Consider the following 26272-nt stretch of genomic DNA (forward strand, 5'->3'; position numbering starts at 1 on the left):
GCCCAGGCGCTGCGCCGGGTCACGGGCGCGGCGCTCGGTCCCTACCAGAGCGCGGTCGTGCGCATCGGCTTCTCCGCGACCTGGCTGCTCTTCCTGCTGCGCGAGCTGCCGCACCGCCGGGAGCTGTACGGTCCGGACGGCCCGTGGAGCTGGGACATGGCCCAGCGGCTGGTGGACGGCAACCACGCCTTCACGGCGCTGCTGTGGACGGACAGCACGCTCTGGTTCGAGGTCGTCTACGCCGTCGCCGTGCTCTCCAGCGCCCTGCTGCTGCTCGGCTGGCGCACCCGCACCATGTCCGTGCTGTTCATGGTGGGTGTCCTGTCGCTGCAGAATCGGTCCGTCTTCATGGGGGACGGTGGGGACAACGTCATCCACCTGATGGCGATGTATCTCGTGCTCACTCGCTGCGGCCAGGTCTGGTCGCTGGACGCGCGCCGGCGCGAACGGGCCGCGGCGCGCGCCGCCCGGACCGGCGAGCCGGTGGCCGACCGGGTGGGGCCGGTGCTGTGGAGCGTCCTCGGTCTCTGCCTCCTCGCCGTCACGCTGCTCGGCGACGCGAGTGGCGGCTGGCTGCTCATCTTCTGGGGTCTGTGGGCGGTGCAGGCGCTGTGGTGGGCCGCCGGGCGGTACGCGCAGGGCGACCCGCGCGCCCTGCTCGACGTCGTCGCCAACCTCGCGCACAACGCCACCATGGTCGTGATCATGGCCGAGGTGTGTCTGATCTACGCGACCGCCGGCTGGTACAAGATCCAGGGTTCGCGCTGGCAGGACGGCACCGCGCTCTACTACCCGCTGCACCTGGACTACTTCTCGCCCTGGCCCGCCCTGTCGGACATCCTCGGCGGCAGCGGCCTGATCGTCATGCTGCTCACTTATGGAACGGTCGCCGTCCAGGTCGCGTTCCCGTTCACGCTCTTCAACCGGCGGGTCAAGAACGTCCTGCTGGTGGCGATGATGATGGAGCACGCCGGGATCGCCCTGCTGCTCGGGCTGCCGTTCTTCTCGCTCGCGATGATCGCGGCCGACGCGGTGTTCCTGCCGACCGGGTTCCTGCGCTGGCTGGGCGGCCGTGCCGGACGGCTGCGTGAGCGGCTGGCGCGCCGGGCGGCCCCGCGGGGGCGTGCGGACGAGGAGCAGCGGCCCCGTACGCTCGTGGCGTGAGCAGCGAGACCAGCCCCAGCCCCTCCTCCGGCGCCGAGAACCCGGCGCCGGAGCCGCTTCGGAGCCCGGAGCCGCTTCAGTACGACGACGGGTTCGCGCCGGAGGTCGGGGTGGGGCCGCATCCGCTGCCCTGGCCCGAGGGCGAACGGTACGACCCGGAGCTGCTCGCGCACGGTGACCGGCGCAATGTCGTCGACGCCTACCGCTACTGGACGCGTGAGGCGATCGTCGCGGACCTGGACACCCGCCGCCACGACTTCCATGTGGCGGTGGAGAACTGGGGCCACGACTTCAACATCGGCTCCGTCGTACGGACCGCCAACGCCTTCCTCGCGAAGGAGATCCACATCGTGGGGCGGCGGCGCTGGAACCGGCGCGGCGCGATGGTCACCGACCGCTACCAGCACGTACGCCACCACCCCGACACCGAGTCGCTGACGGCGTGGGCGGCCGCCGAGGGGCTGGAGATCATCGGGATCGACAACCTCCCGGGCGCGGTACCGCTGGAGCGCACCGTGCTGCCCCGCCGGTGTGTGCTGCTGTTCGGGCAGGAGGGGCCGGGCCTCACCGAGGAGGCGCGCGAGCACGCCTCGGCGGTGTGCTCGATCGCCCAGTTCGGCTCGACCCGGTCGATCAACGCGGGCGCCGCGGCCGCGATCGCGATGCACGCCTGGGTGCAGCGCTACGCCACCATCCCGGACCCGGCGCTCTGAGGCAGCCGGGCCCGGCGCGGACGCCCGGTACGCGTGTCTGGGTGTCCGCTACGCGCGCGTCCGGGCGCCCGCTACGCGCGGGTCAGGCCTGGCGGCGGACCTCCACGACCCGGAAGCGGTTGGCCACGAACGCGCTGTCGCACAGGGCCGCGTTCGCCGCCGGGTTGCCGCCGGAGCCGTGGAAGTCGGAGAACGCCGCCGTCTGGTTGACGTAGACCCCGCCCGTCAGGTTCAGGGAGAGCTGGGCGGACTCCTCCAGGCAGACCTCCTCGGCCGCGCGCTCCACCTCCCGCGACGTCGTGTACGCGCCGACCGTCATGGCGCCCTTGTCGCGGACCGTGCGCCGCAGCAGCTCCAGCGCGCCGTCGGTGGAGTCGACGGCCACGGCGAAGGCGACAGGGCCGAAGCACTCCGACAGATAGGCCGCCTCGGCGTCCGGCTTGGCGCCGTCCAGCTTGACGATCACCGGGGTGCGCACCACCGCGTCGGGGAACTCCGGGTTGGTGATCTCGCGGGAGGGCAGGGCGACTTCGCCGAGCCCGGACGCGGCCTCCAGGCGGGCCTTCACGTCCGGGTTGACCAGCGCGCCCAGGATCGCGTTGGCGCGCGCGTCGTCGCCGAGCAGGCCGCCGACCGAGGCGGCGAGGTCGGCCACCACCTCGTCGTAGGACTTCTCGCCCGCGTCGGTGGTGATGCCGTCGCGGGGGATCAGCAGGTTCTGCGGGGTGGTGCACATCTGGCCGCTGTAGAGGGACAGCGAGAACGCCAGGTTGGAGAGCATCCCCTTGTAGTTGTCGGTGGAGTCCACCACGACCGTGTTGACGCCGGCCTTCTCGGTGTAGACCTGCGCCTGGCGGGCGTTGGCCTCCAGCCAGTCGCCGAAGGCGGTCGAGCCCGTGTAGTCGATGATCTTGATTTCGGGGCGGACGGCCAGCGTCTTGGCGATGCCCTCGCCGGGACGCTCGACGGCCAGGGCCACCAGGTTCGGGTCGAAGCCCGCCTCGGACAGGACCTCGCGGGCGATCCGGACGGTCAGGGCCAGCGGCAGCACCGCGCGCGGGTGCGGCTTGACCAGGACGGGGTTGCCGGTGGCCAGCGAGGCGAACAGGCCGGGGTAGCCGTTCCACGTCGGGAAGGTGTTGCAGCCGATCATCAGCGCGATGCCGCGGGCGGCGGGGATGAAGGTCTTGCTGAGCTCCAGCGGGTCGCGCTTGCCCTGGGGCTTGGACCAGTGCGCCGCGTCCGAGGGGGTGCGGGTCTGCTCCTGGTACGCGTACGCCACCGCCTCCAAGCCGCGGTCCTGGGCGTGCGGGCCGCCCGCCTGGAACGCCATCATGAAGGCCTGGCCGCTGGTGTGCATGACCGCGTGCGCCAGCTCCGGGGTGCGCGCGGAGACGCGGGAGAGGATCTCCAGGCACACCAGGGCGCGCAGCTCGGGCCCGGCCTCGCGCCAGGCGCCCATGCCGGCCCTCATCGCCGGGAGCAGCACCTCCAGGTCGGGGTGCGGGTAGGTGATGCCCAACTCCGTCCCGTAGGGGGAGACTTCCGCGCCCGTCCAGTCGTCGGTGCCAGGCTGGTCCAGGTCGAAGCGGGAGCCGAGCAGGGCGTCGAAGGCGGCCTTGCCGTCGTTCTCGTACGCCTTGGGGTGCTCGGGGTGGGGGGACCAGTACGCACGGGTGCGGATCGCTTCCAGGGCCTGGTCGAGCGTGGTCCGGTGGGACTCGGTGAGCTGCTGGGGGCTGAGCTGGGCGGCCATACGGACCAACTCCTCGTCGAGCTGGGCAGGGACGGGCGGACAGAGTTAGAGTAACCGAACGATCGGTCGGGACAAGGGGGTCCGTCGAACCTGTGGACAACGCATCGGGGAGGATCGCGTCATGACCGCCATCGAACCAAGCCCTGCCGTCGGGCCGGACCGCGCCGTCGCCGTCGTCGGCGCCGGGACCATGGGGCAGGGCATCGCCCAGGTGGCCCTGGTGGCCGGGCACCCCGTGCGGCTCCACGACGCCGTCCCCGGCCGGGCGCGCCAGGCCGCCGAGGCCATCGCGGGCCGCCTGGACCGGCTCGTGGAGAAAGGCCGGATCACATCGGCCGAGCGCGACGCGGCGCTCGCCCGGCTGCACCCGGCCGAGGAACTCGCCGAGCTCGCGGACGCCGCGCTGGTCGTCGAGGCGGTCCTGGAGCAACTCGACGTCAAGCAGCGGCTCTTCACGGCCCTGGAGGACATCGTCGCCGAGGACTGCCTGCTCGCCACCAACACCTCCTCCCTGTCCGTGACCGCCGTCGCGGGCGCCCTGCGCCATCCGGGCCGCTTCGTCGGGCTGCACTTCTTCAACCCCGCGCCGCTGCTCCCCCTCGTCGAGGTCGTCTCCGGCTTCGCCACCGAGGAGGCCGCCGCCACGCGCGCGTACGAGACGGCCAGGGCCTGGGGCAAGACCCCGGTGCGGTGCTCCGACACCCCGGGTTTCCTCGTCAACCGCATCGCGAGGCCCTTCTACGCCGAGGCCTTCGCCGTGTACGAGGAGCGCGGCGCCGACCCCGCCACCATCGACGCCGTGCTGCGCGAGAGCGGCGGCTTCGCCATGGGCCCCTTCGAGCTGACCGACCTCATCGGCCAGGACGTCAACGAGGCCGTCACCCGCTCCGTGTGGGAGGCCTTCTTCCAGAGCCCCAAGTTCACCCCCTCACTGGCCCAGCGCAGGCTGGTCGAGGCGGGCCTGCACGGCCGCAAGAGCGGACGCGGCTGGTACGGCTACGGAGAGGGCGCGGCGCGCCCCGAGCCGCACACCGCCGAGCCCGCCGAGGCGCCCGCCGCCGTCACCGTCGTCGGTGACCTCGGCCCCGCCGCCGAACTCGTCGCGATGATGCGCGAAGCCGGGATCGAGGTGAAGAGCGTCGAGTCGGGCGGCCCCTACATCGGGCTGCCGGGCGACGGCCAGCTCGTCCCCGCCGACGGGCGCACCTCCGTCGAGTATGCGGACGTCGTCTACTTCGACCTGGCCCTGGACTACCGGGGCGCCACCCGCATCGCGCTCTCGGCGAGCGAGGACACCTCCACGCGCGCGGTGAGCGAGGCCGTCGGCCTCTTCCAGAAGCTCGGCAAGAAGGTCAGCGTCATCGGGGACGTACCCGGCATGATCGTCGCGCGGACCGTCGCGATGCTCGCGGACCTCGCCGCCGACGCGGTCGCCCGGGGCGTCGCCACGCCCGAGGACGTCGACACCGCGATGCGCCTGGGCGTCAACTACCCCCTCGGGCCCATCGAGTGGAGCCGCAGGCTCGGCCGGGACTGGGCGTACGACCTGCTGTCGGCGATGCACGAGCGCTGCCCCACCGGACGGTACGCGCCCTCCCTCGCCCTCTACCGGCAGTCGTACAGCAACGGCGAGGAGACCGCCTCATGACCACCGCCAAGCGGGACACCTACACCCCGGAGACCCTGCTCACGGTCGCGGTGCGGGTCTTCAACGAGCGCGGCTACGACGGCACCTCCATGGAGCACCTGTCCAAGGCGGCCGGCATCTCCAAGTCGTCGATCTACCACCATGTGGCCGGCAAGGAGGAGCTGCTGCGGCGGGCCGTCAGCCGCGCCATCGACGGCCTGTTCGCCGTCCTTGAGGAGCCTGGCGCCACGCGCGGCCGGGCGATCGAGCGGGTCGAGTACGTCACTCGGCGTACGGTCGAGGTGCTGATGGCGGAGCTTCCGTACGTCACCCTGCTGCTGCGCGTACGGGGCAACACCAAGACCGAGCGGTGGGCGATGGAGCGCCGCAGGGAGTTCGACCAGCGGGTCTCCGACCTGCTCAAGGCCGCGGCCGCCGACGGCGACCTCCGTTCCGACATGGACATACGCCTGGCGACCCGGCTGCTCTTCGGCATGGTGAACTCGCTGGTGGAGTGGTACCGGCCGCAGCGCGAATCGGAGGCGGAGCGCGCCCAGGTCACCGAGGCGGTCGTCCAGCTGGCCTTCGACGGGCTGCGCACCCACCCCTGACGCGCGCGTGACGTTGACGCGCCCCGGGAATGGCGATCACCATCCCCGGTCATGAAACGCGTGCGCACCCGTGTTGCCGCTGTGCCCCTGTGCGCCGTGACGCCGCTCGCCGTGACGCCGCTCGCCGCGGCGGCGCTGTCCGGCTTCTGGCCGGCCACCCGACCTGGCCGACCTCGCCCGACCCGAGCCCGCCTACGGCGTGGCGGGGCCCGGGTCCAGGTCGGTCTCCTCGAAGACCAGCAGCGTCCGGGTGGACAGCACCTCGGGGATCGACTGGAGCTTGGTGAGGACCAGTTCGCGCAGCGCCCGGTTGTCCGGCGAGTGCACCAGCAGCAGGACGTCGAAGTCGCCGCTGACCAGGGCGATGTGCGCCGCCCCCGGCAGTGCCTGGAGCTGCTCGCGGACCGTGCGCCACGAGTTCTGCACGATCTTGAGGGTGATGTAGGCGGAGGCGCCCTGCCCCGCCCGCTCGTGGTCCACACGTGCGGTGAAGCCCCGGATCACGCCGTCGTCCAGCAGCCGGTTGATCCGAGCGTAGGCGTTGGCGCGCGACACGTGCACGCGCTCGGCCACGGAACGTATCGACGCACGCCCGTCGGTCTGGAGCATGCGCAGGATGTCGCGGTCCACGGCGTCCAGCGGCCGTGCCGCGGTGCCCTGGCCCTCGTCGGCCATTTGTTCAGCTGCCATGTCCCCCCGCCTCCCTAGCATGGACGACCTGTCTCTATCCCAGGCTGTGCAGAACCGTTTGTCCACAGGCTCGCGGTGCCTGTAGCCAAAATGCGCTCTCGACCGAACAATCGGTAGGTGAGGCGCATCACACTGCCGTGCCTCCTTCCCGCTCTCACGAGGAGGTGCTTCGTCATGACGGTCCAAGAGCTGCCCGGTGCCGGTGCCGCCGCCTACCGGCCCACCCCTCCCCCTGCCTGGAGGCCCCGCACCGACCCCGCCCCGCTGCTCCCGGACCCCGAGCCGTACCGCGTGCTCGGCACGGACGCCCCGCTCGACCGCACCCTGATGCTGCGGCTGTACGAGGAACTGGTCCGCGGCCGGAGGTACAACGCGCAGGCCACCGCCCTCACCAAGCAGGGCCGCCTCGCGGTCTACCCGTCCTCCACCGGCCAGGAGGCCTGCGAGGTCGCGGCCGCGCTGGTGCTCCAGGAGCAGGACTGGCTCTTCCCCAGCTACCGGGACACCCTCGCCGCCGTCGCCCGCGGACTCGACCCCGTACAGGCCCTTACCCTGCTGCGCGGCGACTGGCACACCGGATACGACCCGCGCGAGCACCGCATCGCCCCCCTGTGCACCCCCCTCGCCACCCAGCTGCCGCACGCGGTGGGCCTGGCGCACGCGGCCCGCCTCAAGGGCGACGACGTGGTGGCGCTCGCCATGGTCGGCGACGGCGGCACCAGCGAGGGCGACTTCCACGAGGCGCTGAACTTCGCGGCCGTCTGGCAGGCCCCGGTCGTCTTCCTCGTGCAGAACAACGGCTTCGCCATCTCCGTGCCGCTGGCCAAGCAGACCGCGGCCCCCTCCCTCGCCCACAAGGCCGTGGGGTACGGGATGCCCGGCCGGCTGGTCGACGGCAACGACGCGGCGGCGGTCCACGAGGTGCTGGCCGACGCCGTCGCGCGCGCCCGCCGGGGCGGCGGCCCCACGCTGGTCGAGGCCGTGACGTACCGGATCGAGGCGCACACCAACGCCGACGACGCCACCCGCTACCGGGTGGACGCCGAGGTGGCGGCGTGGCGCGATCACGACCCGATCCAGCTCCTGGAGGCCGAGCTGACCAGCCGCGGATTCCTCGACGAGAGCGGGAAGAAGGCCGCGGCAGAGGGGGCGGAGCGCATGGCCGCGTCCCTGCGCGAACGGATGAACGCGGACGCGGAGCTCGACCCCATGGACCTGTTCGCCCACGTCTACGCAGAGAAGACGGCCCAGCTGCGCGAACAGGAGGCCCAGCTGCGGGCCGAGCTGGCGGCGCACGAGGACGAGGAAGAGGGGCAGCGATGACCACGGTCGCGGCGAAGCCCGCCACCATGGCGCAGGCACTGCAGCGCGCCATGCGCGACGCGATGGCCGAGGACCCCTCGGTCCACGTCCTGGGAGAGGACGTGGGCACGCTCGGCGGCGTCTTTCGGATCACCGACGGGCTCGCCAAGGAGTTCGGCGAGGACCGCTGCACCGACACCCCGCTCGCCGAGGCCGGCATCCTCGGCACGGCCGTCGGCATGGCGATGTACGGGCTGCGGCCCGTGGTGGAGATGCAGTTCGACGCCTTCGCCTATCCGGCGTTCGAGCAGCTGATCAGCCATGTCTCCCGGATGCGCAACCGCACCGGCGGCTCCATGGGCATGCCCCTGGTGGTGCGGGTGCCCTACGGCGGCGGGATCGGCGGCGTCGAGCACCACAGCGACTCCTCCGAGGCCTACTACATGGCGACCCCGGGCCTGCACGTGGTGACCCCCGCCACCGTGGAGGACGCGTACGGCCTGCTGCGCGCGGCCATCGCCTCCGACGACCCCGTCGTCTTCCTGGAGCCCAAGCGGCTCTACTGGTCGAAGTCCGCCTGGTCGCCACAGGCGCCCACCGAGGTCGCGCCCATCGGCAAGGCGGTGGTGCGCCGCCCCGGCCGCAGCGCCACGCTGATCACCTACGGCCCGTCCCTCCCGGTCTGCCTGGAGGCGGCCGAGGCGGCCACCGCCGAGGGCTGGGACCTGGAAGTCGTCGACCTGCGCTCCCTGGTGCCCTTCGACGACGAGACGGTGTGCGCCTCGGTGCGGCGTACGGGCCGTGCCGTCGTCGTCCACGAGTCGACCGGCTTCGGCGGCCCCGGGGGCGAGATAGCGGCAAGGGTCACCGAGCGCTGCTTCCACCACCTGGAGGCGCCGGTGCTGCGCGTCGCGGGCTTCGACATCCCGTATCCGCCGCCGATGCTGGAGAAGCACCACCTGCCGGGCGTCGACCGGGTCCTGGACGCGGTGGCGCGGCTTCAGTGGGAGGCGCAGAGCTGATGCCCAAGGTCCTGGAATTCAAGCTGCCGGACCTCGGCGAGGGCCTCACCGAGGCGGAGATCGTGCGCTGGCTGGTGGCGGTGGGCGACGTCGTGGCGATCGACCAGCCGGTGGTCGAGGTCGAGACCGCCAAGGCGATGGTGGAGGTGCCCTGCCCGTACGGGGGCGTGGTGACGGCGCGCTTCGGTGAAGAGGGCACGGAGCTGCCCGTCGGCGCGCCGCTGCTGACCGTCGCCGTGGGTGCGCCCGAAGCGCCCGAGGCGGCCGACGCGGAGTCCTCGGAGTACTCGGGCAACGTCCTGGTCGGTTACGGCACGGGGGAGGCCGTGCGGCGGCGGCGCCGGGTGCGCCCGGCACCCGTGGGCGCGACGCCCGCCGCCACGTCTTCCGCCTCCTCGGTGGCGTCCGCGCCGGGCACCGCGCGCCCCGCCGCTCCGACCGCGAGCGCGCCCGCGCCCTCCGCGCCCGCCTCCCTGGGCGAGGGCCCCGTGCCCGTCATCTCGCCCCTCGTACGGAAGCTGGCGCGGGAGAACGGGGTGGACCTGCGCGCACTGACCGGCTCCGGGCCGGACGGGCTGATCCTGCGCGGCGACGTGGAGTCGGCGCTGCGGACAGCGGCCCAGCCGGTGACCGCCGCCGCCGCGACGGTGCCCGTGACGGCCGGGGGTTCCGCCGCCGCCGGGACGCGGATACCGCTGCGCGGGATACGGGGCGCGGTCGCCGACAAGCTGGCGCGCAGCCGTTCCGAGATCCCCGACGCCACGTGCTGGGTCGACGCGGACGCCACCGAACTCATGGCGGCGCGAGCGGCGATGAACGCGGTGGGCGGCCCGAAGATCTCCGTCCTGGCGCTGCTGGCCAGGATCTGCACGGCGGCCCTCGACCGCTACCCCGAGCTCAACTCGACGGTGGACACCGCCGCCCGGGAGATCGTGCGGCTGCCGGCCGTGCACCTGGGCTTCGCCGCCCAGACCGAGCGGGGCCTGGTCGTACCGGTCGTCCGGGACGCGCAGGCGCGCAGCGCGGCGTCGCTGAGCGAGGAGTTCACGCGGCTGACCGAGGCGGCCCGGGCGGGCACGCTGACGCCCGGCGACCTGACCGGGGGCACCTTCACGCTCAACAACTACGGCGTATTCGGGGTGGACGGCTCCACGCCGATCATCAACCACCCCGAGGCGGCGATGCTCGGAGTCGGCCGGATCGTACCCAAGCCATGGGTGCACCAGGGCGAGCTGGCGGTACGTCAGGTCGTCCAGCTGTCGCTGACGTTCGACCACCGGGTGTGCGACGGGGGTACGGCGGGAGGCTTCCTCCGGTACGTGGCGGACTGCGTGGAGCAGCCGGCGGTACTGCTGCGGTCGCTGTAACCGGGACGGGGCGCCCGGGGAATGGGGCGGCGGGTTCCGCCGCGCCCCGGCCCCCCGCCGCGCCCCGGCCCCCCCCGCCGCGCCCCGCGCAGTCCGTCGCGGTGCCCGTCGCGACGGGGACGCCCCGGGTGTCCTGGCCACGGCTCGGCACCCGGCCATCTCAGGCCTGCCTTCCCGCAGCCTGCAACCCGTCGCCTGCCGTCCCGCAGCCTGCACCCGTCGCCCGTCGCCCGCAGCCTGCAACTCGTCGCCCGTCGCGTCGCACGCCGTGCCCGGTAAGCCGCGCCCCGCGCAGCCCGTCGCGCCGCACGCCGGGCCCGGGCCGTCGCCCCGCTACCGCGTGCGCCCATACTGCTGGGATGACGACGCCCTATGACGCCATCGTGCTCGCCGGAGGGGCCGCGCGGCGGCTCGGCGGGGCGGACAAGCCCGGGGTGCGGGTAGGGGGCAGAGCGCTGCTCGACCGGGTGCTCGCCGCCTGCGCCGGGGCCGGAGTCACCGTGGTCGTCGGAGGACGCCGCACCACGGCGCGGCCCGTGCGGTGGACGCGGGAGGAACCGGCCGGCGGTGGGCCCCTCGCCGCCCTCGAGGCGGGACTCCGGCCGACCACCGCCCCCGTGGTGCTCGCGCTCTCCGCCGACCTGCCCTTCCTGGGGCAGCCCACCGTCACCGCCCTGCTCGACGCCCTCGGCGCGGGCGGGCGCGAAGGCGTGCTGTGCGTCGACGAGAGCGGACGGGAACAGCCGCTCGTCGCCGTCTACCGGGCCGAGCCGCTCCGCCGCGCACTCGCCCTCCTCACGGCCGAGCACGGAGGCCTGGCGGGCCTCCCCCTGCGGCTGCTGACCCGGGAACTCGACCTCGCCCGTCTCACCGCTCCCCAGGCTCTCGCCTCCTTCGACTGCGACACCTGGGAGGACATCGCGACGGCCCGCGCCCGGATCAGGGAGCATGGGAACGTGCTGGATGAATGGATCACCGCAGTCAAGGACGAACTCGGCATCGACCTGGACGTCGACACCGGCGTACTGCTCGACCTGGCCAGGGACGCCGCCCACGGCGTGGCCCGGCCGGCGGCGCCGCTCACGACGTTCCTGGTCGGCTACGCGGCCGCCAAGGCGGGCGGGGAGGGCGCCGACGTCGCCGAGGCGGCCCGCAAGGCCGCCGCCCTCGCCACCCGGTGGGCGGCCGAGAAGGACGAGCTCAACCCGTGACGGGCGCCGAGCCGTCCGTGTCGCCCGTCGACGACGGGGTGGAGGAGGCGCTGGCCCTGGTGAATGCGCCCGTTCCCGCCCCCGTGCCCGCGCCGGAGCCCCGCCCCGGCCCCCGCCACCGTGCCGCGCCCTGGCACCACGCCCGGGACGCCGCCGTCGCGGCCGGACGGGCGGCGCCCCGCCGCAGCCACCGGGTGCCGCTCCCCCAGGCCCTGGGGGAGACCCTGGCCGCCCCCCTCGCGGCCCTCACCGACCTGCCGTCCTTCGACACCTCCGCCATGGACGGCTGGGTCGTCGCCGGCCCCGGGCCCTGGCGGATCCGGGACGCGGCCGACGACATCCTCGCCGGACACGCGGCGCCCGCCCCCCTGGCGGACGGGGAGGCCGTACGGATCGCCACCGGCGCGCGTATCCCCGCCGAGGCGACCGCCGTCATCCGCAGCGAACACGCCCGTACGGACGCGGCCCAGGCGGTGCTCCATGCCCAGCGGGAGGTCGTCACCGGACAGGACATCCGCCCGCGCGGCCAGGAGTGCCGTTCCGGAGACCGGTTGCTCCCGGCGTCCGCGCTGGTCACCCCGGCCGTACTGGGGCTGGCGGCGGCGGCCGGGTACGACGAGCTGAGCACCGTGCCCCGGCCCCGCGTCGAGATCTTCGTCCTCGGCGACGAGCTGCTGGCCGAGGGGCTGCCGCGTGAGGGGCTGATCCGGGACGCGCTCGGTCCGATGCTCGGGCCCTGGCTGCGCATGCTCGGTGCCGAGGTCGTCGCCACGCGGCGGCTCAAGGACGACGCCGGGGTGCTGCTCGCGGCCGTGGAGGGCTCGACGGCGGACCTGGTGGTGACGACCGGCGGTACGGCGGCCGGGCCTGTCGACCATGTGCATCCCGTGCTGCGGACACTCGGGGCCGAGCTGCTGGTGGACGGGGTCGCCGTCCGTCCCGGGCATCCGATGCTGCTGGCCCGGATCGCCGCCGGAAAGCACCTGGTGGGACTGCCCGGCAATCCGCTCGCGGCCGTCTCCGCGCTGCTCACTCTCGCCGAGCCCCTGCTGCGGGAGCTCGCGGGATACCCGGGGGGCGCCGCGGCCACCGGCCCGTACACCGCCGTGTTGCGCGACGAGGTGCACGGGCATCGGTACGACACCCGGCTCGTGCCCGTGGTGCACCGGGGCGAGCAGGCCGTGCCGCTGCACTACAACGGCCCGGCCATGCTGCGCGGGATCGCGGCGGCGGACGGACTGGCGGTCGTACCGCCGGGCGGGGCCAAGGCGGGCCAGGCCATCGAGGTCCTTGATCTGCCGTGGGGACAACTGGGAGCGGGGGAAGGGTGTTTCACGTGAAACATGCGGAGTCGTTGGTCCCAGAGGGCGGGGGCGCGGCGCGTTGGTCACGTCGTCCCGGCTCAAGTCGGCTGTGGCGGGCGGGTGTTTCACGTGAAACCACGCCTGCTCACCTCAACTCCCCTGCGCGTCGGCGGTGTTTCACGTGAAACTGCCCGGCCAGGACGCGATGGCCCGGCAGGCGGGCGAGAATCTGGTCACGCGGCGGGTGAAGCTGCCGCGCCGGGTGGTGGACCGGCCGCTGCGGCAGGTCGGCAAGCGGCTGCTGATGGCGCTCGGCGTGCTGGTGCTGACCGCGTTCCTCGTCTGGATCGACCGGGCCGGCTACCACGACAACGCCGACGGCAGAGTGGATCTGCTGGACGCGTCGTACTACGCCACCGTGACGCTCTCCACGACCGGGTACGGCGACATCGTCCCGTACAGCGACAGTGCCCGGCTCACCAACATCCTGTTGATCACGCCGCTGCGCGTGCTCTTTCTGATCATCCTGGTCGGTACGACTCTCGAGGTCCTCACGGAGCGGACCCGGGAGGAGTGGCGGCTCAACCGCTGGAAGGCGAACTTGCGAGACCACACCGTCGTCGTCGGCTTCGGGACGAAGGGCCGTTCGGCGATCCAGACACTCTGCGCGACCGGACTGAAGAAGGAGCAGGTCGTGGTCGTCGACCCGAGCGCGAAGGTGATCGAGGCGGCCAACGCCGAGGGATTCGTCGGGGTGATCGGGGACGCGACGCGCAGTGATGTGCTGGTGCGCGCGGAGGTGCCCAGGGCCCGTCAGGTCGTGATTGCCACCCAGCGCGACGACACGGCGGTGCTGGTGACGCTGACGGCGCGCCAGCTCAACCGTGGGGCCAAGATCGTCGCGGCGGTGCGGGAGGAGGAGAACGCGCCGCTGCTGCGGCAGTCCGGGGCGGACGGGGTGATCACCAGCGCGAGCGCGGCGGGGCGGCTGCTCGGGCTCTCCGTGCTCAGCCCGAGCGCGGGCACGGTGATGGAGGACCTCATCCAGCAGGGCAGCGGGCTCGACATCGTGGAGCGGCCCGTGAGGAAGAGCGAGGTGGGGCGGGGAGTCCGGGAGACGGAGGACCTCACGGTCAGTGTGCTGCGCGGACACCGGCTGCTGGCCTACGACGACGTGCGGGCCAGCCCGCTCCAGCTGACGGACCGGCTGATCACGATCGTACGGGCGGGCAGGGGGGCCTCGGAGGGTGCGGCGGAGTAGCGTCGGCCGTATGCATGCGATCACGATTCCTGAGCCGGGTGGTCCCGAGGCGCTGGTGTGGGCCGAGGTGCCCGATGCCGTGGCGGGTGAGGGCGAGGTCCTCGTCGAGGTGGCGGCGGCGGCCGTCAACCGTGCGGATGTGCTTCAGCGGCAGGGGCATTACGAGCCGCCGCCGGGGGCGTCCCCGTACCCGGGGCTGGAGTGCTCCGGGCGGATCGTCGCGGTCGGGCCAGGGGTGTCCGGGTGGTCCGTGGGCGACGAGGTGTGCGCGCTGCTGAGCGGCGGCGGGTACGCAGAAAAGGTGGCGGTGCCGGCGGGGCAGTTGCTGCCGGTGCCCGACGGGGTGGAGCTGACGGTGGCGGCGTCGCTGCCGGAGGCCGTCTCGACGGTGTGGTCCAACGTGTTCATGGTGGCCCATCTGCGGCCCGGCGAGACGCTGTTGGTGCACGGGGGTGCGAGCGGGATCGGCACGATGGCGATCCAGCTGGCCAAGGCGGTGGGGGCGCGGGTCGCCGTCACAGCGGGCGGGCCCGAGAAGCTGGCGCGGTGCGCGGAGCTGGGGGCGGACATCCTCATCGACTACCGCAAGCAGGACTTCGTGGAGGAGGTCCGCAAGGCGACGGACGGGGCGGGGGCGGACGTCATCCTCGACATCATGGGGGCGAAGTATCTCGACCGGAACGTACGGGCGTTGGCCGTCAACGGGCGGCTGGCCGTCATCGGGATGCAGGGCGGGGTGAAGGGCGAGCTCAACCTCGGGGCGCTGATGGCGAAGCGGGCCGCGGTGACGGCGACGACGCTGCGGGGGCGGCCTGCGGGGGAGAAGGCGGCGATCGTGGCGGCCGTTCGGGAGCATGTGTGGCCGCTGGTTGCCGCGGGGCGGGTGCGGCCGGTGGTGGATCGGGTTGTGGGGATGGGGGAGGCTGCGGAGGGGCATCGGGTGTTGGAGGCGGGGGGGCACGTGGGGAAGGTGTTGTTGGTGGTTTGAGCCCCTCCCCGCCCCTTCCCTAAACCCTCCGGGGGTGGGAGGGGGTGGGTTTTCCCGGGGACTCCGTCCCCGAACCCCTGAGCGGGGGCTCCGCCCCCTGCACCCCGGCGGGGCTGCGCCCCTGCACCCCCGGCGGGGCTGCGCCCCTGCACCCCCGGCGGGGCTCCGCCCCTGCGCCCCCTGGGTTATGGGCTCAGGCCCGCCGTGGCCCGGGGTGGGTGGGGATGAGGGGTCTCCTGGGGACTCCGTCCCCAGGCCCCTGGCGGGGGCTGCGCCCCCTGCACCCCGGCGGGGCTGCGCCCCTGCGCCCCCGGCGGGGCCGCACCCCCACCCGGCCCCCGCGTGCCGCCGGACGCTCCGCCCTACAAGTACGGGCCCCCCGTCCGTACCCCAGGGCCCTCCTCGTCGTCGTGGGAGGTGCCTGGGGGGAGGGCTCGGCGCATTTGTTCCAGTTGGGCTCGGGCCGCCATCTGCTGGGCGAACAGGGCCGTCTGGATGCCGTGGAAGAGGCCTTCCAGCCAGCCCACCAACTGGGCCTGGGCGATGCGGAGTTCCGATTCGGAGGGGATCGCCTCGTCCGTGAAGGGGAGCGACAGGCGTTCCAGCTCCTCGACCAGTTCGGGGGCCAGGCCGTCCTCCAGTTCCTTGACGGAGGAGGCGTGGATGTCCTTCAGGCGTACACGGCTCGCCTCGTCCAGAGGCGCCGCGCGCACTTCTTCCAGAAGCTGCTTGATCATGCTGCCGATCCGCATGACCTTCGCGGGCTGTTCGACCATCTCCGTCACCGGGACCTCGCGCGACTCGTCGTCACCGCCGCCGATGGCCATGCCGTCCTGTCCGACGACCAGGATGTGGGGGCTGTCCGGCGACTGTTCGTTCCTCGGCATCTCCATGCCGCCCATTCTCTCGCACACGTGCCTCACATCACGTTGTGCCCCCGGGGAGCGGTGATCCACCCCCTGGAGGGCGGCGGAGTGGGAGCCGCTTCAGGGGCGGCGCAGACGCAGGGCCAGGAACGCGAGGCCCAGGCCCGTCAGGGTAAGGCCCGCCCCCATCGACAGCACGTGGACCCGCAGGTCCGACGTGCCGGACAGGCCGGAGGGACGGCCCTTGGGTGCCACCGCGGGCTGCGCGCTCGGCAGCGGCGGGGGCGGCGTCGGCGACGAGAACGCGTCCGCGATCGGCTGCGCCGACTCGTCCGGTACGAAGGGGAGGGTGCCCGGCGGGCGGCCAGGCCGGGCGCGGCCCTCACCGGCCCGGTTGCCCGCGAACCGCTGGTCGAGAGGGGCGGACGGCGGCGCCGGGTCCTCCGCGTACGCGGGCGGGGCGACGAGCAGCAGGCCCGCGAGCGCCGCACCCGCGCCGAGCGGCCCGAGCGCCGCCCGGAGCCGTGTCCCAAGCCCTGAAGCCATGCGGTCAGCGTCACACGGGGCGGCGGGGCGGGCACCCCGGGTGCGTCAGGCGGGTGCATCCCGCCCGGCCCGTCCTACTGCTGCGGCGGGTTGCCCGAGGAGAGCGTCAGCGTGAACTGGGCCGTCTTGGGGTCGACGTCGGTGCCGGAGGCCGGGAACTGCGTCACGACCGTGTCCTGGCCCCACTGGCCGTTGTCCACGGTGGTGGTGTCGACCTTCCAGCCCGCCGCCTGGATGCACAGCTTCACCGACAGGATGTCCTTGTAGGTGAAGTCGGGCGCCTGGACCTTCGACGGGTCGAGGGCGGACTTCTGCGGGCTGGTGCACTTGGTGGTGTCCAGCGTGCGGCTGCGCTCGGGGCCCTTGTGGCCGGCGACGGCCGCGCCGGTGGCCTTGTCGCCGCCGTCCTTCGCGTCGTCGCCCTGGTTCATCACCACCGCCGTGATCAGACCGCCGACCGCGAGCAGCGCCACCGCGATCGCACCGACGATCACCGGGGTGTTCCGCTTCGAGGAGGCGGCGGAGTTCGACGCGTTCCCGGAGGGGCCGCCGGACGGCGGGACGTTCGGGGAGATCGTGTACGGCGGCGGGGTGTGCTGCGCCGGCATCGGCGCCTGCTGCGGGTAGCCGTAGGAGGGCTGCGGCGTGGGGGCCGGCGTCGGCGGGCCGTACGGGCTCGGCTGGTACGGCGTCTGCACGCCGCCCGGGTAGCCCTGCTGGGCGGCGGAGGCGTCCAGCGGCGGGAAGACCGTCGAGCCGACGCCCTGGCCGCTGGAGACCGGGCCGCCGCCGGTGATCACCGGGGCGGCGCCCGTCTGGCCGCTGGCGGAGATCCGGGCGATCTCGTCGCGCATCGCGGCGGCGCTCGGGAAGCGCTCGTTCGGGTTCTTCTTCAGCGCGCGGGCCACCAGCGCGTCCACGGCCGGCGGGATGGACCGGTTGACCGAGGAGGGCGCGACCGGCTCCTCCTGGACGTGTGCGTACGCGATCGCCAGCGGGGAGTCGGCGTCGAACGGGATCCGGCCGGTGATCAGCTGGAAGAGCATGATGCCGACCGAGTACAGGTCGGAGCGGGCGTCCACGCCCCGGCCCAGGGCCTGCTCCGGCGAGAGGTACTGCGGGGTGCCGACGACCATGCCGGTCTGCGTCATCGAGGTGACACCGGACTGCATGGCGCGCGCGATGCCGAAGTCCATGACCTTGACCACGCCGCGCTTGGTCACCATCACGTTGCCGGGCTTGATGTCGCGGTGGACCAGGCCCATCTCGTGGCTGACCTCGAGCGCGGCGAGCACATCGGAGGTCATCTTCAGCGCCTTGTCGGCGGGCATCGCGCCGTACTGCTGGATGTCGCTGTGCAGCACCGAGCCGAGCGGCTGGCCCTCCACGTACTCCATGACGATGTACGGCATCGTCGCGCCGCCCAGCTCGTCCTCACCGGTGTCGAAGACCGACACGATGTTGGTGTGCTGGAGCTTGGCGACGGCCTGCGCCTCGCGGCGGAAGCGCTCGCGGAACGACGCCTCCCGGCCGAGCTCGGTGTGCAGGGTCTTGATCGCGACCTGGCGGTCCAGCGCGGCGTCGTACGCGAGGTAGACCGAGGCCATGCCGCCTTCGCCGAGGAGGTCGCGCAGCTGGTAGCGCCCGCCCGCGATGGAGCCGCCCGCATAGCGGCCCTGTGCGCCGTCCTGGCTCATGACTGTGCATCCCCCTTGGCCGCGGTGGCCAGCGATGATCCTGCGAAATTTTCGAGCCAAGTCTGCCCGAGGGGTACGACACGTCAAGCCGGGTGCCCGTTCCGTGACCGTACGCGCAAGAAGCGTCTCGTAAGCGTTACAGGAATCGCATGGAATTTGCATGGGTACACGCGGAACCGATTGGATGGCCGGTCCATCCCGAACCGGCGTCCTGTACGAACGCTGTAGCGTGCACTACTGCACAACCGTAAGACCCTATGGAACCACCGCTGACGCGGCCAGACACGACGGCGAGGACTGATGGCACCCGAACCCGAGGGAAGCGGCGCCGGGATGCCCGATGCGCAGGACCACGAGTCGTGGGTCGGCGGACTCGTCGGTGACGGCCGCTACCGGCTGACGCACCGGCTCGGCCGGGGCGGTATGGCCGAGGTCTTCGCGGCGGAGGACGTGCGTCTGGGCCGTACGGTCGCGGTGAAGCTGCTGCGCGCCGACCTCGCCGAGGACCCGGTCTCCAAGGCCCGCTTCACGCGCGAGGCGCAGTCGGTGGCCGGGCTCAACCACCACGCGGTGGTGGCGGTGTACGACTCGGGCGAGGACGTGGTGGGCGGCCGGACCGTCCCCTACATCGTGATGGAGCTGGTCGAGGGCCGCACCATCCGCGACCTGCTGGTGCAGGCGGAGGCTCCGCCGCCGGAGCAGGCGCTGATCATCGTCTCCGGTGTCCTGGAGGCGCTGGCGTACTCGCACCAGCACGGCATCGTGCACCGCGACATCAAGCCCGCGAACGTGATCATCACGCACACCGGTGCCGTGAAGGTGATGGACTTCGGCATCGCGCGCGCCCTGCACGGCGCGCAGTCGACGATGACGCAGACCGGCATGGTCATGGGCACGCCGCAGTACCTCTCGCCGGAGCAGGCGCTCGGCAAGGCCGTCGACCACCGCTCCGACCTGTACGCGACGGGCTGCCTGCTGTACGAACTGCTCGCGCTGCGCCCGCCCTTCACCGGTGAGACACCGTTGTCGGTGGTCTACCAGCACGTGCAGGACACCCCGGTGCCGCCGTCGCAGGTGGCCTCCGTGGCGCCGCCGGAACTCGACGGCCTCGTCATGCGTTCTCTCGCCAAGGACCCCGACGACCGTTTCCAGTCCGCCGAGGAGATGCGCGGCCTGGTCCAGTACGGACTGCAGATGCTCCAGGCGCAGGGCGGCCACACCGGCACCTGGAACACCGGTCCGGTCGAGGTCATGCACGACGTCGGCCGTACCGCGGCCATGGGCATGACCGGGGCGACCGGTGCCATGGGCCACCCCGGGCACGGGGAGACCTCGCAGTTCCACGGCCCGATCCTGCCGCCGATGAACCCGGACGACGGCGGCTACGACGGGGGTTACGGCTCCGGTGGCTACAACAACGGCGGCTACAACGGCAACGGAAAGTCCGGCGGCCGGGGCAAGGTCATCCTGTTCGTGGTGCTCGCGATCATCGCGATCGCGGCGGGTGTCGCGTTCGCGATGAAGGCGGGGGACAAGAAGGACGGCGACCAGACGCCGAAGAAGCCGGCCGTCTCGCACTCCCCCTCGCCGTCCGACGAGTCGAAGACGTCGCCGTCGCCCGACGACCAGGCCAGCCGCGGCCAGGAGCAGACGTCGACGACCGGCGGCAACTACCCGCCGCCGTACACGCCGTCGCCCAGGCACAGCAAGAAGCGCTCGCCGTCGCCCGGCACCGACCAGGGCACGACGTCCGGGACGAGCCAGGGCACGACCTCCGGCACCGACCAGGGCACGACGTCCGGGACGGACCAGGGGACGACCTCCGGCACCGACGAGGGCACGACCTCCGGGACGACCTCGGGCACGGACCAGGGGACGACGTCGGGCACCACCTCGGGGACGAGCGCGGGCACGACGGCCGGCACCACCACCGGGACCAGCGCGGGCACGACCGCCGGGACGACCGACGGCGGGAACGGCGACACCAAGGGCACGACCACCGGTGGCGCGACGACGGGCGGCGCCTCCCCGAAGCCCTGACCGGGGCCGCGGGCAGGCGTTGCGGCCAGGGCGGTTCGGCCGGGCGGTGCGACGGGGGATGCGGGCGGTGCGGGGCTAGTCCGCGAACGCCTCGCACACCGCCTCGTACTCGCGGGTCCACCAGACCGCCAGGGCCGACGCCGCGGGGAACTGCGGGTCGGCCCTTCGGTCGTGCAGCAGATAGCGCCAGCGCAGGATCCAGAAGTCGTTGAGCCGCTCCCACCACACCCGGTGGACGGCGGCGGCGAGCTCCGCCGGGTCCGCGCCGGTGGCCTGCCGGTACGCGCGGGAGTACGCGCGCACCTTGTCCAGCTCCAGCTCCCCCGCCGGGCGTACGAAGAAGATGACCGCGGCCCGTACCGCCTCCTCCGCACGGGGCTGGACGCCCAGGCGGTCCCAGTCGACGATCGCGGCGGGCTCCTTGCCGCGGTAGAGCAGGTTCAGCGGGTGGAAGTCGCCGTGCACCCAGGCCCCGGCCTCCTGCGGGGGCGGGCGGCGGTGGGCGTGCCGCTCGATGAGGTCGCGGCGCTCGCGCAGCCGGTGCTCGGCGAGTTCGTCGAAGCAGTCGCGGGGGCGGCTGCGGCGGGCGAGGGTGAGCAGGTCGTCGATGAGGGCGAAGGTGTCGGCGGGGTCGGCGCTGGGATGGTCGGCGGCCGGACCGCGCCCCTCCATGACCTGCTCCAGGCAGATGTGGACGAGCCCGAGCAGCGCGCCGAGCCGCCCCGAGCCGACGGCGCCGAGCTGGGCGCCGTCGCGGTGGCGGCCGTGGACCCAGGGGTGCAGGGCGTAGCAACGGCCGCCGAGGACGGTGACGGTGTCGCCGTCGGCGTCCGGTACGGGGGGTGCGACGGGGACGCCGAGGGCCTGGAGGCGGCGGGTCGCGTCGTGCTGGCGGACGATGGCCTCGCGGTCGCCGTCGAGGTGGTGCTTGAGGAAGAACTCGCCGCGGGTGGTGGCGAGGCGGTAGCCGCGGTTGAGGAGGCCCTGGGCGACGGGTTCGCAGGTGAGGGGCTCGCCGAGGGAGGCGTATCGGCGCAGCAGGTTCCTCACGGGCGGTGTTGCATATGAGCGCGGCACGCGCCAGATGTTAGATCACGGGGCGTGGTGGGGGTGTGGCTCTGGGGATTCGGGTGGTGGTGGGGGTGGGAGGGGGTGTAGTGGGGCCTGCTGGTCGTCTGCGGGTCGTGATGGGGCTTGTTTTCGTCTGCGGGCCGTGATGGGTTGCTCGCGCCGTTCCCCGCGCCCCTTAGGGGTTGCATCGGCTCGGGGTGGGTCCGCCGCCCCGGGGGCTTGCTGTTCGTCTGCGGGGCGGTGGGGGCTTGTCGCGCAGTTCCCCGCGCCCCTTGAGGGGGATGCGGGGCTCGGGCGGGACAGCCGTCCCCGGGGGCTTGTTGGGCGTCTGCGGGCTGTGGTGGGTTGCTCGCGCCGTTCCCCGCGCCCCTGGGCGGGCGTGCTCGGGGTGCTTGAAAGGTGCGGCCCGGGTGGGGGCTAGTGGCGTTCTGCCTGGAGGCGGGCTACGTAGGCCGCTGCCTGGGAGCGGCGTTCCATTCCCAGTTTGGACAGGAGCGAGGAGACGTAATTCTTGATCGTTTTCTCCGCCAGGTGCAGCCGCTCGCCGATCACCCGGTTCGTGAGGCCCTCGCCGATCAGGTCGAGGATCCTGCGCTCCTGGTCCGTGAGGCTCGCCAGCCGGTCGTCGCCCTTGGTGGCGCCGCCGTCGCGCAGCCGCTCCAGGACGCGGGCGGTCGCGACCGGGTCGAGCAGGGACTTGCCCGCCGCCACGTCCCGTACCGCCGAGAGCAGCTCACTGCCCCGGATCGCCTTGAGGACATATCCGGACGCACCCGCCATGATCGCGTCGAACAGGGCCTCGTCGTCCGCGAACGAGGTCAGCATCAGGCATTTGATGTCCTCGTCCTGCGAGCGGATCTCGCGGCAGACCTCCACGCCGCTGCCGTCGGGCAGCCGGACGTCGAGGACGGCGACATCCGGACGGGTCGCCGGGATCCTGACCAGGGCATCCGCCGCGGTACCGGCCTCGCCGACCACCTCGATGTCGTCCTCGACGGAGAGCATTTCGTGGACGCCACGGCGGACCACTTCGTGGTCGTCGAGCAGGAATACGGTGATTTTGCCTGGTTCGCGCACGGAATCAGTCTCACACATTCGCTCTTCCCGTGTCGTAGGTCACCGGGATAACGTGCCGTTGTTCCGGCGGCCTGCAAGGCTGTCATCAGTGCTGTGACCAGTGGTTGTTCCCCACTTTCTCGATTTACTTGGAAATCCAAGCAAAATCGCAGGTCAAATGGGGTTTCGCAGGAATGCGCAGCACTGGGTAACGTGCCTATGACAGGGCGCTCGCCGGGGCACCTGTCACGCCTGGTTCCCGGTGAGGCGCACCCACCCCCGTGCACCGCGACCGGAAGCAGGCGAGGAGCCGCAACTGGCCACACCGGCGAACCCGGGGGCCGGACAGACGGAGGAGCACGCACGTGACCGTGGAGAGCACTGCCGCGCGCAAACCGCGACGCAGCAGCAAGCGCACCGGTAGCAGCGCCGGGAAGGCTGTGGCCGACCCTCAGCTCGTACAGCTGCTGACGCCCGAGGGCCAGCGGGTCGAGCACCCTGACTACGACGTTGACCTGACCCCCGAAGAGCTGCGCGGGCTCTACCGCGACATGGTGCTGACCCGGCGCTTCGACGCCGAGGCCACCGCACTGCAGCGCCAGGGCGAGCTGGGCCTGTGGGCCTCGCTGCTCGGCCAGGAGGCCGCCCAGATCGGCTCCGGCCGCGCCCTGCGCGACGACGACTACGTCTTCCCGACCTACCGGGAGCACGGTGTCGCCTGGTGCCGGGGGGTCGACCCCACCAACCTGCTCGGCATGTTCCGTGGCGTCAACCACGGCGGCTGGGATCCCAACAGCAACAATTTCCATCTGTACACGATCGTCATCGGCTCGCAGACGCTGCACGCGACCGGTTACGCCATGGGCGTGGCCAAGGACGGCGCGGACTCGGCCGTGATCGCGTACTTCGGCGACGGCGCCTCCAGCCAGGGCGATGTCGCGGAATCGTTCACCTTCTCCGCCGTCTACAACGCCCCGGTCGTGTTCTTCTGCCAGAACAACCAGTGGGCGATCTCGGAGCCGACCGAGAAGCAGACCCGGGTGCCGCTCTACCAGCGCGCCCAGGGCTACGGCTTCCCCGGCGTCCGGGTCGACGGCAACGACGTGCTGGCGTGTCTGGCGGTGACCCGGTCCGCCCTGGAGCGGGCCCGGCGCGGCGAGGGCCCGACCCTGGTCGAGGCGTTCACGTACCGGATGGGCGCGCACACCACCTCCGACGACCCGACCAAGTACCGGGCCGACGAGGAGCGCGAGGCCTGGGAGGCCAAGGACCCGATCCTGCGTCTGAAGACCTACCTCAGCAATGAGGGGCACGCCGACGAGGCGTTCTTCGCCTCCCTGGAGGAGGAGTCCGAGACGCTCGGCAAGCGGGTCCGCGAGGCGGTCCGCGCCATGCCCGACCCGGACCGGATGGCCATCTTCGAGAACATCTACGCCGACGGGCACGCGCTCGTCGACGAGGAGCGGGCCCAGTTCGCGGCCTACCAGGCGTCCTTCGCCGACGGGGAGGGCAAGTAGCCATGACCGTACAGAAGCTTCCCATCGCCAAGGCGATCAACGAGTCGCTGCGCAAGGCGATGGAGACCGACCCCAAGGTCCTCATCATGGGCGAGGACGTCGGCAAGCTCGGCGGTGTCTTCCGGGTCACCGACGGGCTCCAGAAGGACTTCGGCGAGGGCCGGGTCATCGACACCCCGCTCGCCGAGTCCGGCATCGTCGGCACCGCGATCGGCCTGGCCCTGCGCGGCTACCGCCCGGTCGTGGAGATCCAGTTCGACGGGTTCGTCTTCCCGGCGTACGACCAGATCGTCACCCAGCTCGCCAAGATGCACGCCCGCGCGCTCGGCAAGATCAAGCTGCCGGTCGTCGTGCGCATCCCCTACGGCGGCGGCATCGGCGCGGTCGAGCACCACAGCGAGTCCCCGGAGGCGCTCTTCGCGCATGTTCCCGGCCTCAAGGTGGTCTCGCCCTCCAACGCCGCCGACGCGTACTGGATGATGCAGCAGGCCATCCAGTCCGACGACCCGGTCATCTACTTCGAGCCCAAGCGCCGCTACTGGGACAAGAGCGAGGTCGACACCGAGGCCATCCCGGGTCCTCTGCACAAGGCCCGCACGGTCGTGGAGGGTTCGGATCTCACCCTCGTGGCGTACGGTCCGATGGTGAAGGTCTGCGTGGAGGCCGCCGCGGCCGCCGCCGAGGAGGGCAAGTCGATCGAGGTCCTGGACCTGCGCTCGATGTCCCCGATCGACTTCGACGCGGTGCAGGCGTCGGTGGAGAAGACCGGCCGCCTGGTCGTGGTCCACGAGGCGCCGGTGTTCTACGGCGCCGGCGCGGAGATCGCCGCGCGGATCTCCGAGCGCAGCTTCTACCACCTGGAGGCACCGGTGCTCCGGGTCGGCGGCTACCACGCCCCGTACCCGCCGGCGCGCCTGGAGGAGGAGTACCTGCCGGGTCTGGACCGGGTGCTCGACGCCGTCGACCGCTCGCTGGCGTACTGAGGAGACCCGTGACCATGACTGAAACTTCCGCCCGCTTCCGCGAGTTCAAGATGCCGGACGTCGGCGAGGGGCTCACCGAGGCGGAGATCCTCAAGTGGTACGTCCAGCCCGGTGACACCGTCACCGACGGCCAGGTCGTGTGTGAGGTGGAGACGGCGAAGGCGGCCGTCGAGCTGCCGATCCCGTTCGACGGGGTGGTGCACGAGCTGCGCTTCCCCGAGGGCACCACGGTGGACGTCGGCGAGGTGATCATCTCGGTGGACGTGGCTCCGGGCTCCGGCGAGCCGGCCCCCGAGGCCGCCGCTCCCGCCCAGGCCCCGGTCGCCGAGGCGCCCGCCGAGCCCGAGAAGCCCAAGGGCCGCCAGCCCGTGCTCGTCGGCTACGGCGTCGCCGAGGCCTCCACCAAGCGCCGCCCCCGCAAGGGCGCCCCGATGCCCGGCCAGGCCTTGGCCGCGGCCGCGGTGCAGGGCGAGCTCAACGGCCACGGCTCCGCGCCCGTCGCCCGCCCGCTGGCCAAGCCGCCGGTCCGCAAGCTGGCCAAGGACCTGGGCATCGACCTGGCGAGCGTGGTCCCGACCGGACCGGACGGGGTCATCACCCGCGAGGACGTCCACGCGGCGGCCGCCCCGGCCGTCGAGCAGCCCCAGCAGACCGGGCAGGCCGGGCAGGTCGCGGCCGCCGGTGTTTCACGTGAAACAACTCCCGCGCCCGCCGCGGCGGTTGTGTCCCCGGGCGCGCGTGAGACCCGTATCCCCATCAAGGGCGTACGCAAGGCGACCGCGCAGGCGATGATCGGTTCGGCGTTCACCGCGCCGCACGTCACCGAGTTCGTGACGGTCGACGTGACGCGCACGATGAAGCTGGTCGAGGAGCTCAAGGGCGACAAGGAGATGGCGGGCCTGCGGGTCAACCCCCTCCTGATCATCGCCAAGGCGCTGCTCGTCGCCATCAAGCGCAACCCCGACGTCAACGCGGCGTGGGACGAGGCGGCGCAGGAGATCGTCCTCAAGCACTACGTGAACCTGGGCATCGCGGCCGCCACCCCGCGCGGCCTGATCGTCCCGAACATCAAGGACGCCCACGACAAGACGCTGCCGCAACTGGCTTCGGCGCTGGGCGACCTGGTCGCGACGGCCCGCGAGGGCAAGACCTCGCCCGCCGCGATGCAGGGCGGCACGGTCACCATCACCAACGTCGGCGTCTTCGGCGTCGACACCGGCACGCCGATCCTCAACCCCGGCGAGTCGGCGATCCTGGCGGTCGGGGCGATCAAGCTCCAGCCGTGGGTCCACAAGGGCAAGGTGAAGCCCCGTCAGGTCACCACCCTGGCGCTGTCGTTCGACCACCGCCTGGTCGACGGCGAGCTGGGCTCCAAGGTGCTGGCCGATGTGGCGGCGATCCTGGAGCAGCCCAAGCGGCTGATCACCTGGGCGTAACCACACCGCCCTGAACGCACGCCTCCGTGCCCCCGGCCGCTTCG

22 protein-coding genes are annotated in these 26272 nt (G+C 72.6%); 15 read left to right on the plus strand and 7 right to left on the minus strand.

Going from position 1 to position 26272, the window contains the following annotated elements; genetic code table 11:
• The first annotated feature begins 9 nt into the window (after positions 1–9).
• Both ABZ404_RS10740 and ABZ404_RS10745 read left to right on the plus strand, forming a co-directional pair.
• The gene (locus ABZ404_RS10740; RefSeq protein WP_358833282.1) at positions 10–1164 is read left to right on the plus strand and encodes an HTTM domain-containing protein; all 1155 of its coding nucleotides are present in this window, start codon (positions 10–12) and stop codon (positions 1162–1164) included.
• The gene (locus ABZ404_RS10745) at positions 1161–1877 is read left to right on the plus strand and encodes a TrmH family RNA methyltransferase (protein WP_358833272.1); all 717 of its coding nucleotides are present in this window, start codon (positions 1161–1163) and stop codon (positions 1875–1877) included. Before ABZ404_RS10740 ends, ABZ404_RS10745 begins: the two co-directional genes overlap by 4 nt.
• Before the next feature lie 82 nt (positions 1878–1959).
• Here ABZ404_RS10745 and paaN read toward each other — a convergent pair whose 3' ends face one another.
• Positions 1960–3633 carry a phenylacetic acid degradation protein PaaN gene (gene paaN / locus ABZ404_RS10750; protein ID WP_358833271.1) on the minus strand — a complete coding sequence of 558 codons (1674 nt, stop codon included), beginning with the start codon at positions 3631–3633 and terminating at the stop codon, positions 1960–1962.
• 121 nt (positions 3634–3754) lie between these two features.
• Here paaN and ABZ404_RS10755 point away from each other — a divergent pair, with 121 nt between their 5' ends.
• Together ABZ404_RS10755 and ABZ404_RS10760 are read left to right on the plus strand one after the other, a co-directional pair.
• Complete coding sequence (locus ABZ404_RS10755; protein ID WP_358833270.1) at positions 3755–5281, plus strand: 3-hydroxyacyl-CoA dehydrogenase; 1527 nt, start codon at positions 3755–3757, stop codon at positions 5279–5281.
• Positions 5278–5871 (plus strand): TetR/AcrR family transcriptional regulator, encoded by a 594-nt coding sequence (locus ABZ404_RS10760; protein WP_358833269.1) that lies wholly within the window; start codon positions 5278–5280, stop codon positions 5869–5871. The genes ABZ404_RS10755 and ABZ404_RS10760 overlap by 4 nt, the downstream gene beginning before the upstream one ends.
• Before the next feature lie 192 nt (positions 5872–6063).
• Here the strand turns inward: ABZ404_RS10760 and ABZ404_RS10765 are convergent, their stop codons facing one another.
• Positions 6064–6561: an Lrp/AsnC family transcriptional regulator gene (locus tag ABZ404_RS10765; RefSeq protein ID WP_358833268.1), complete on the minus strand. Its 498-nt coding sequence runs from the start codon at positions 6559–6561 to the stop codon at positions 6064–6066.
• Positions 6562–6735: 174 nt separating this feature from the next.
• Here ABZ404_RS10765 and pdhA (ABZ404_RS10770) point away from each other — a divergent pair, with 174 nt between their 5' ends.
• The 7 genes from pdhA (ABZ404_RS10770) to ABZ404_RS10800 all read left to right on the plus strand — a co-directional run bounded on the left by pdhA (ABZ404_RS10770) (position 6736) and on the right by ABZ404_RS10800 (position 15016).
• Complete coding sequence (pdhA, locus tag ABZ404_RS10770) at positions 6736–7884, plus strand: pyruvate dehydrogenase (acetyl-transferring) E1 component subunit alpha (protein ID WP_358833267.1); 1149 nt, start codon at positions 6736–6738, stop codon at positions 7882–7884.
• Positions 7881–8885 carry an alpha-ketoacid dehydrogenase subunit beta gene (locus tag ABZ404_RS10775; RefSeq protein WP_358833266.1) on the plus strand — a complete coding sequence of 335 codons (1005 nt, stop codon included), beginning with the start codon at positions 7881–7883 and terminating at the stop codon, positions 8883–8885. Before pdhA (ABZ404_RS10770) ends, ABZ404_RS10775 begins: the two co-directional genes overlap by 4 nt.
• On the plus strand, positions 8885–10252 hold the full coding sequence (locus tag ABZ404_RS10780; RefSeq protein ID WP_358833265.1) for a dihydrolipoamide acetyltransferase family protein: 1368 nt from the start codon (positions 8885–8887) through the stop codon (positions 10250–10252). The genes ABZ404_RS10775 and ABZ404_RS10780 overlap by 1 nt, the downstream gene beginning before the upstream one ends.
• A gap of 359 nt (positions 10253–10611) precedes the next feature.
• Entirely contained in the window at positions 10612–11463 is an 852-nt protein-coding gene (locus tag ABZ404_RS10785; protein ID WP_358833264.1) for a DUF6457 domain-containing protein, read from the plus strand.
• Positions 11464–11519: 56 nt separating this feature from the next.
• A complete protein-coding gene (locus tag ABZ404_RS10790; RefSeq protein ID WP_358833281.1) occupies positions 11520–12803 on the plus strand; it encodes a molybdopterin molybdotransferase MoeA in 1284 nt (427 codons plus the stop codon).
• 145 nt (positions 12804–12948) lie between these two features.
• Positions 12949–14028: a potassium channel family protein gene (locus tag ABZ404_RS10795; protein WP_358833263.1), complete on the plus strand. Its 1080-nt coding sequence runs from the start codon at positions 12949–12951 to the stop codon at positions 14026–14028.
• Positions 14029–14038: 10 nt separating this feature from the next.
• Positions 14039–15016: an NAD(P)H-quinone oxidoreductase gene (locus tag ABZ404_RS10800; protein ID WP_358833262.1), complete on the plus strand. Its 978-nt coding sequence runs from the start codon at positions 14039–14041 to the stop codon at positions 15014–15016.
• 362 nt (positions 15017–15378) lie between these two features.
• On the opposite strand, the gene ABZ404_RS10805 is transcribed toward ABZ404_RS10800, so the two are convergent.
• The 3 genes from ABZ404_RS10805 to ABZ404_RS10815 form a co-directional block, all read right to left on the minus strand.
• Positions 15379–15909 carry a bacterial proteasome activator family protein gene (locus ABZ404_RS10805; RefSeq protein WP_358833742.1) on the minus strand — a complete coding sequence of 177 codons (531 nt, stop codon included), beginning with the start codon at positions 15907–15909 and terminating at the stop codon, positions 15379–15381.
• A 93-nt stretch (positions 15910–16002) separates the two neighbouring features.
• Positions 16003–16428, minus strand: coding sequence for a hypothetical protein (locus ABZ404_RS10810; RefSeq protein ID WP_358833741.1), 426 nt, complete (start codon positions 16426–16428; stop codon positions 16003–16005).
• Between the two features lie 74 nt (positions 16429–16502).
• Entirely contained in the window at positions 16503–18125 is a 1623-nt protein-coding gene (locus ABZ404_RS10815; protein WP_358833740.1) for a protein kinase, read from the minus strand.
• 300 nt (positions 18126–18425) lie between these two features.
• On the opposite strand from ABZ404_RS10815, the gene ABZ404_RS10820 reads away from it, so the two are divergent.
• Positions 18426–20165 (plus strand): protein kinase, encoded by a 1740-nt coding sequence (locus ABZ404_RS10820; RefSeq protein ID WP_358833739.1) that lies wholly within the window; start codon positions 18426–18428, stop codon positions 20163–20165.
• Between the two features lie 75 nt (positions 20166–20240).
• Here ABZ404_RS10820 and ABZ404_RS10825 read toward each other — a convergent pair whose 3' ends face one another.
• On the minus strand, positions 20241–21242 hold the full coding sequence (locus ABZ404_RS10825; protein WP_358833738.1) for a phosphotransferase: 1002 nt from the start codon (positions 21240–21242) through the stop codon (positions 20241–20243).
• A gap of 411 nt (positions 21243–21653) precedes the next feature.
• Positions 21654–22313 (minus strand): response regulator transcription factor, encoded by a 660-nt coding sequence (locus ABZ404_RS10830; protein ID WP_358833737.1) that lies wholly within the window; start codon positions 22311–22313, stop codon positions 21654–21656.
• Between the two features lie 344 nt (positions 22314–22657).
• Here ABZ404_RS10830 and pdhA (ABZ404_RS10835) point away from each other — a divergent pair, with 344 nt between their 5' ends.
• Genes pdhA (ABZ404_RS10835) through ABZ404_RS10845 form a run of 3 tightly spaced genes read left to right on the plus strand, consistent with a single transcriptional unit; the run spans position 22658 to position 26228 of the window.
• The gene (pdhA, locus tag ABZ404_RS10835) at positions 22658–23809 is read left to right on the plus strand and encodes a pyruvate dehydrogenase (acetyl-transferring) E1 component subunit alpha (protein WP_358833736.1); all 1152 of its coding nucleotides are present in this window, start codon (positions 22658–22660) and stop codon (positions 23807–23809) included.
• Positions 23810–23811: 2 nt separating this feature from the next.
• Positions 23812–24792, plus strand: coding sequence for an alpha-ketoacid dehydrogenase subunit beta (locus tag ABZ404_RS10840; RefSeq protein WP_358833735.1), 981 nt, complete (start codon positions 23812–23814; stop codon positions 24790–24792).
• 14 nt (positions 24793–24806) lie between these two features.
• A complete protein-coding gene (locus ABZ404_RS10845; protein WP_358833734.1) occupies positions 24807–26228 on the plus strand; it encodes a dihydrolipoamide acetyltransferase family protein in 1422 nt (473 codons plus the stop codon).
• Positions 26229–26272 lie beyond the last annotated feature (44 nt).

It is taken from the genome of Streptomyces sp. NPDC005878, from assembly GCF_040629815.1.
In the GTDB taxonomy this organism is placed as follows: Bacteria; Actinomycetota; Actinomycetes; order Streptomycetales; family Streptomycetaceae; genus Streptomyces.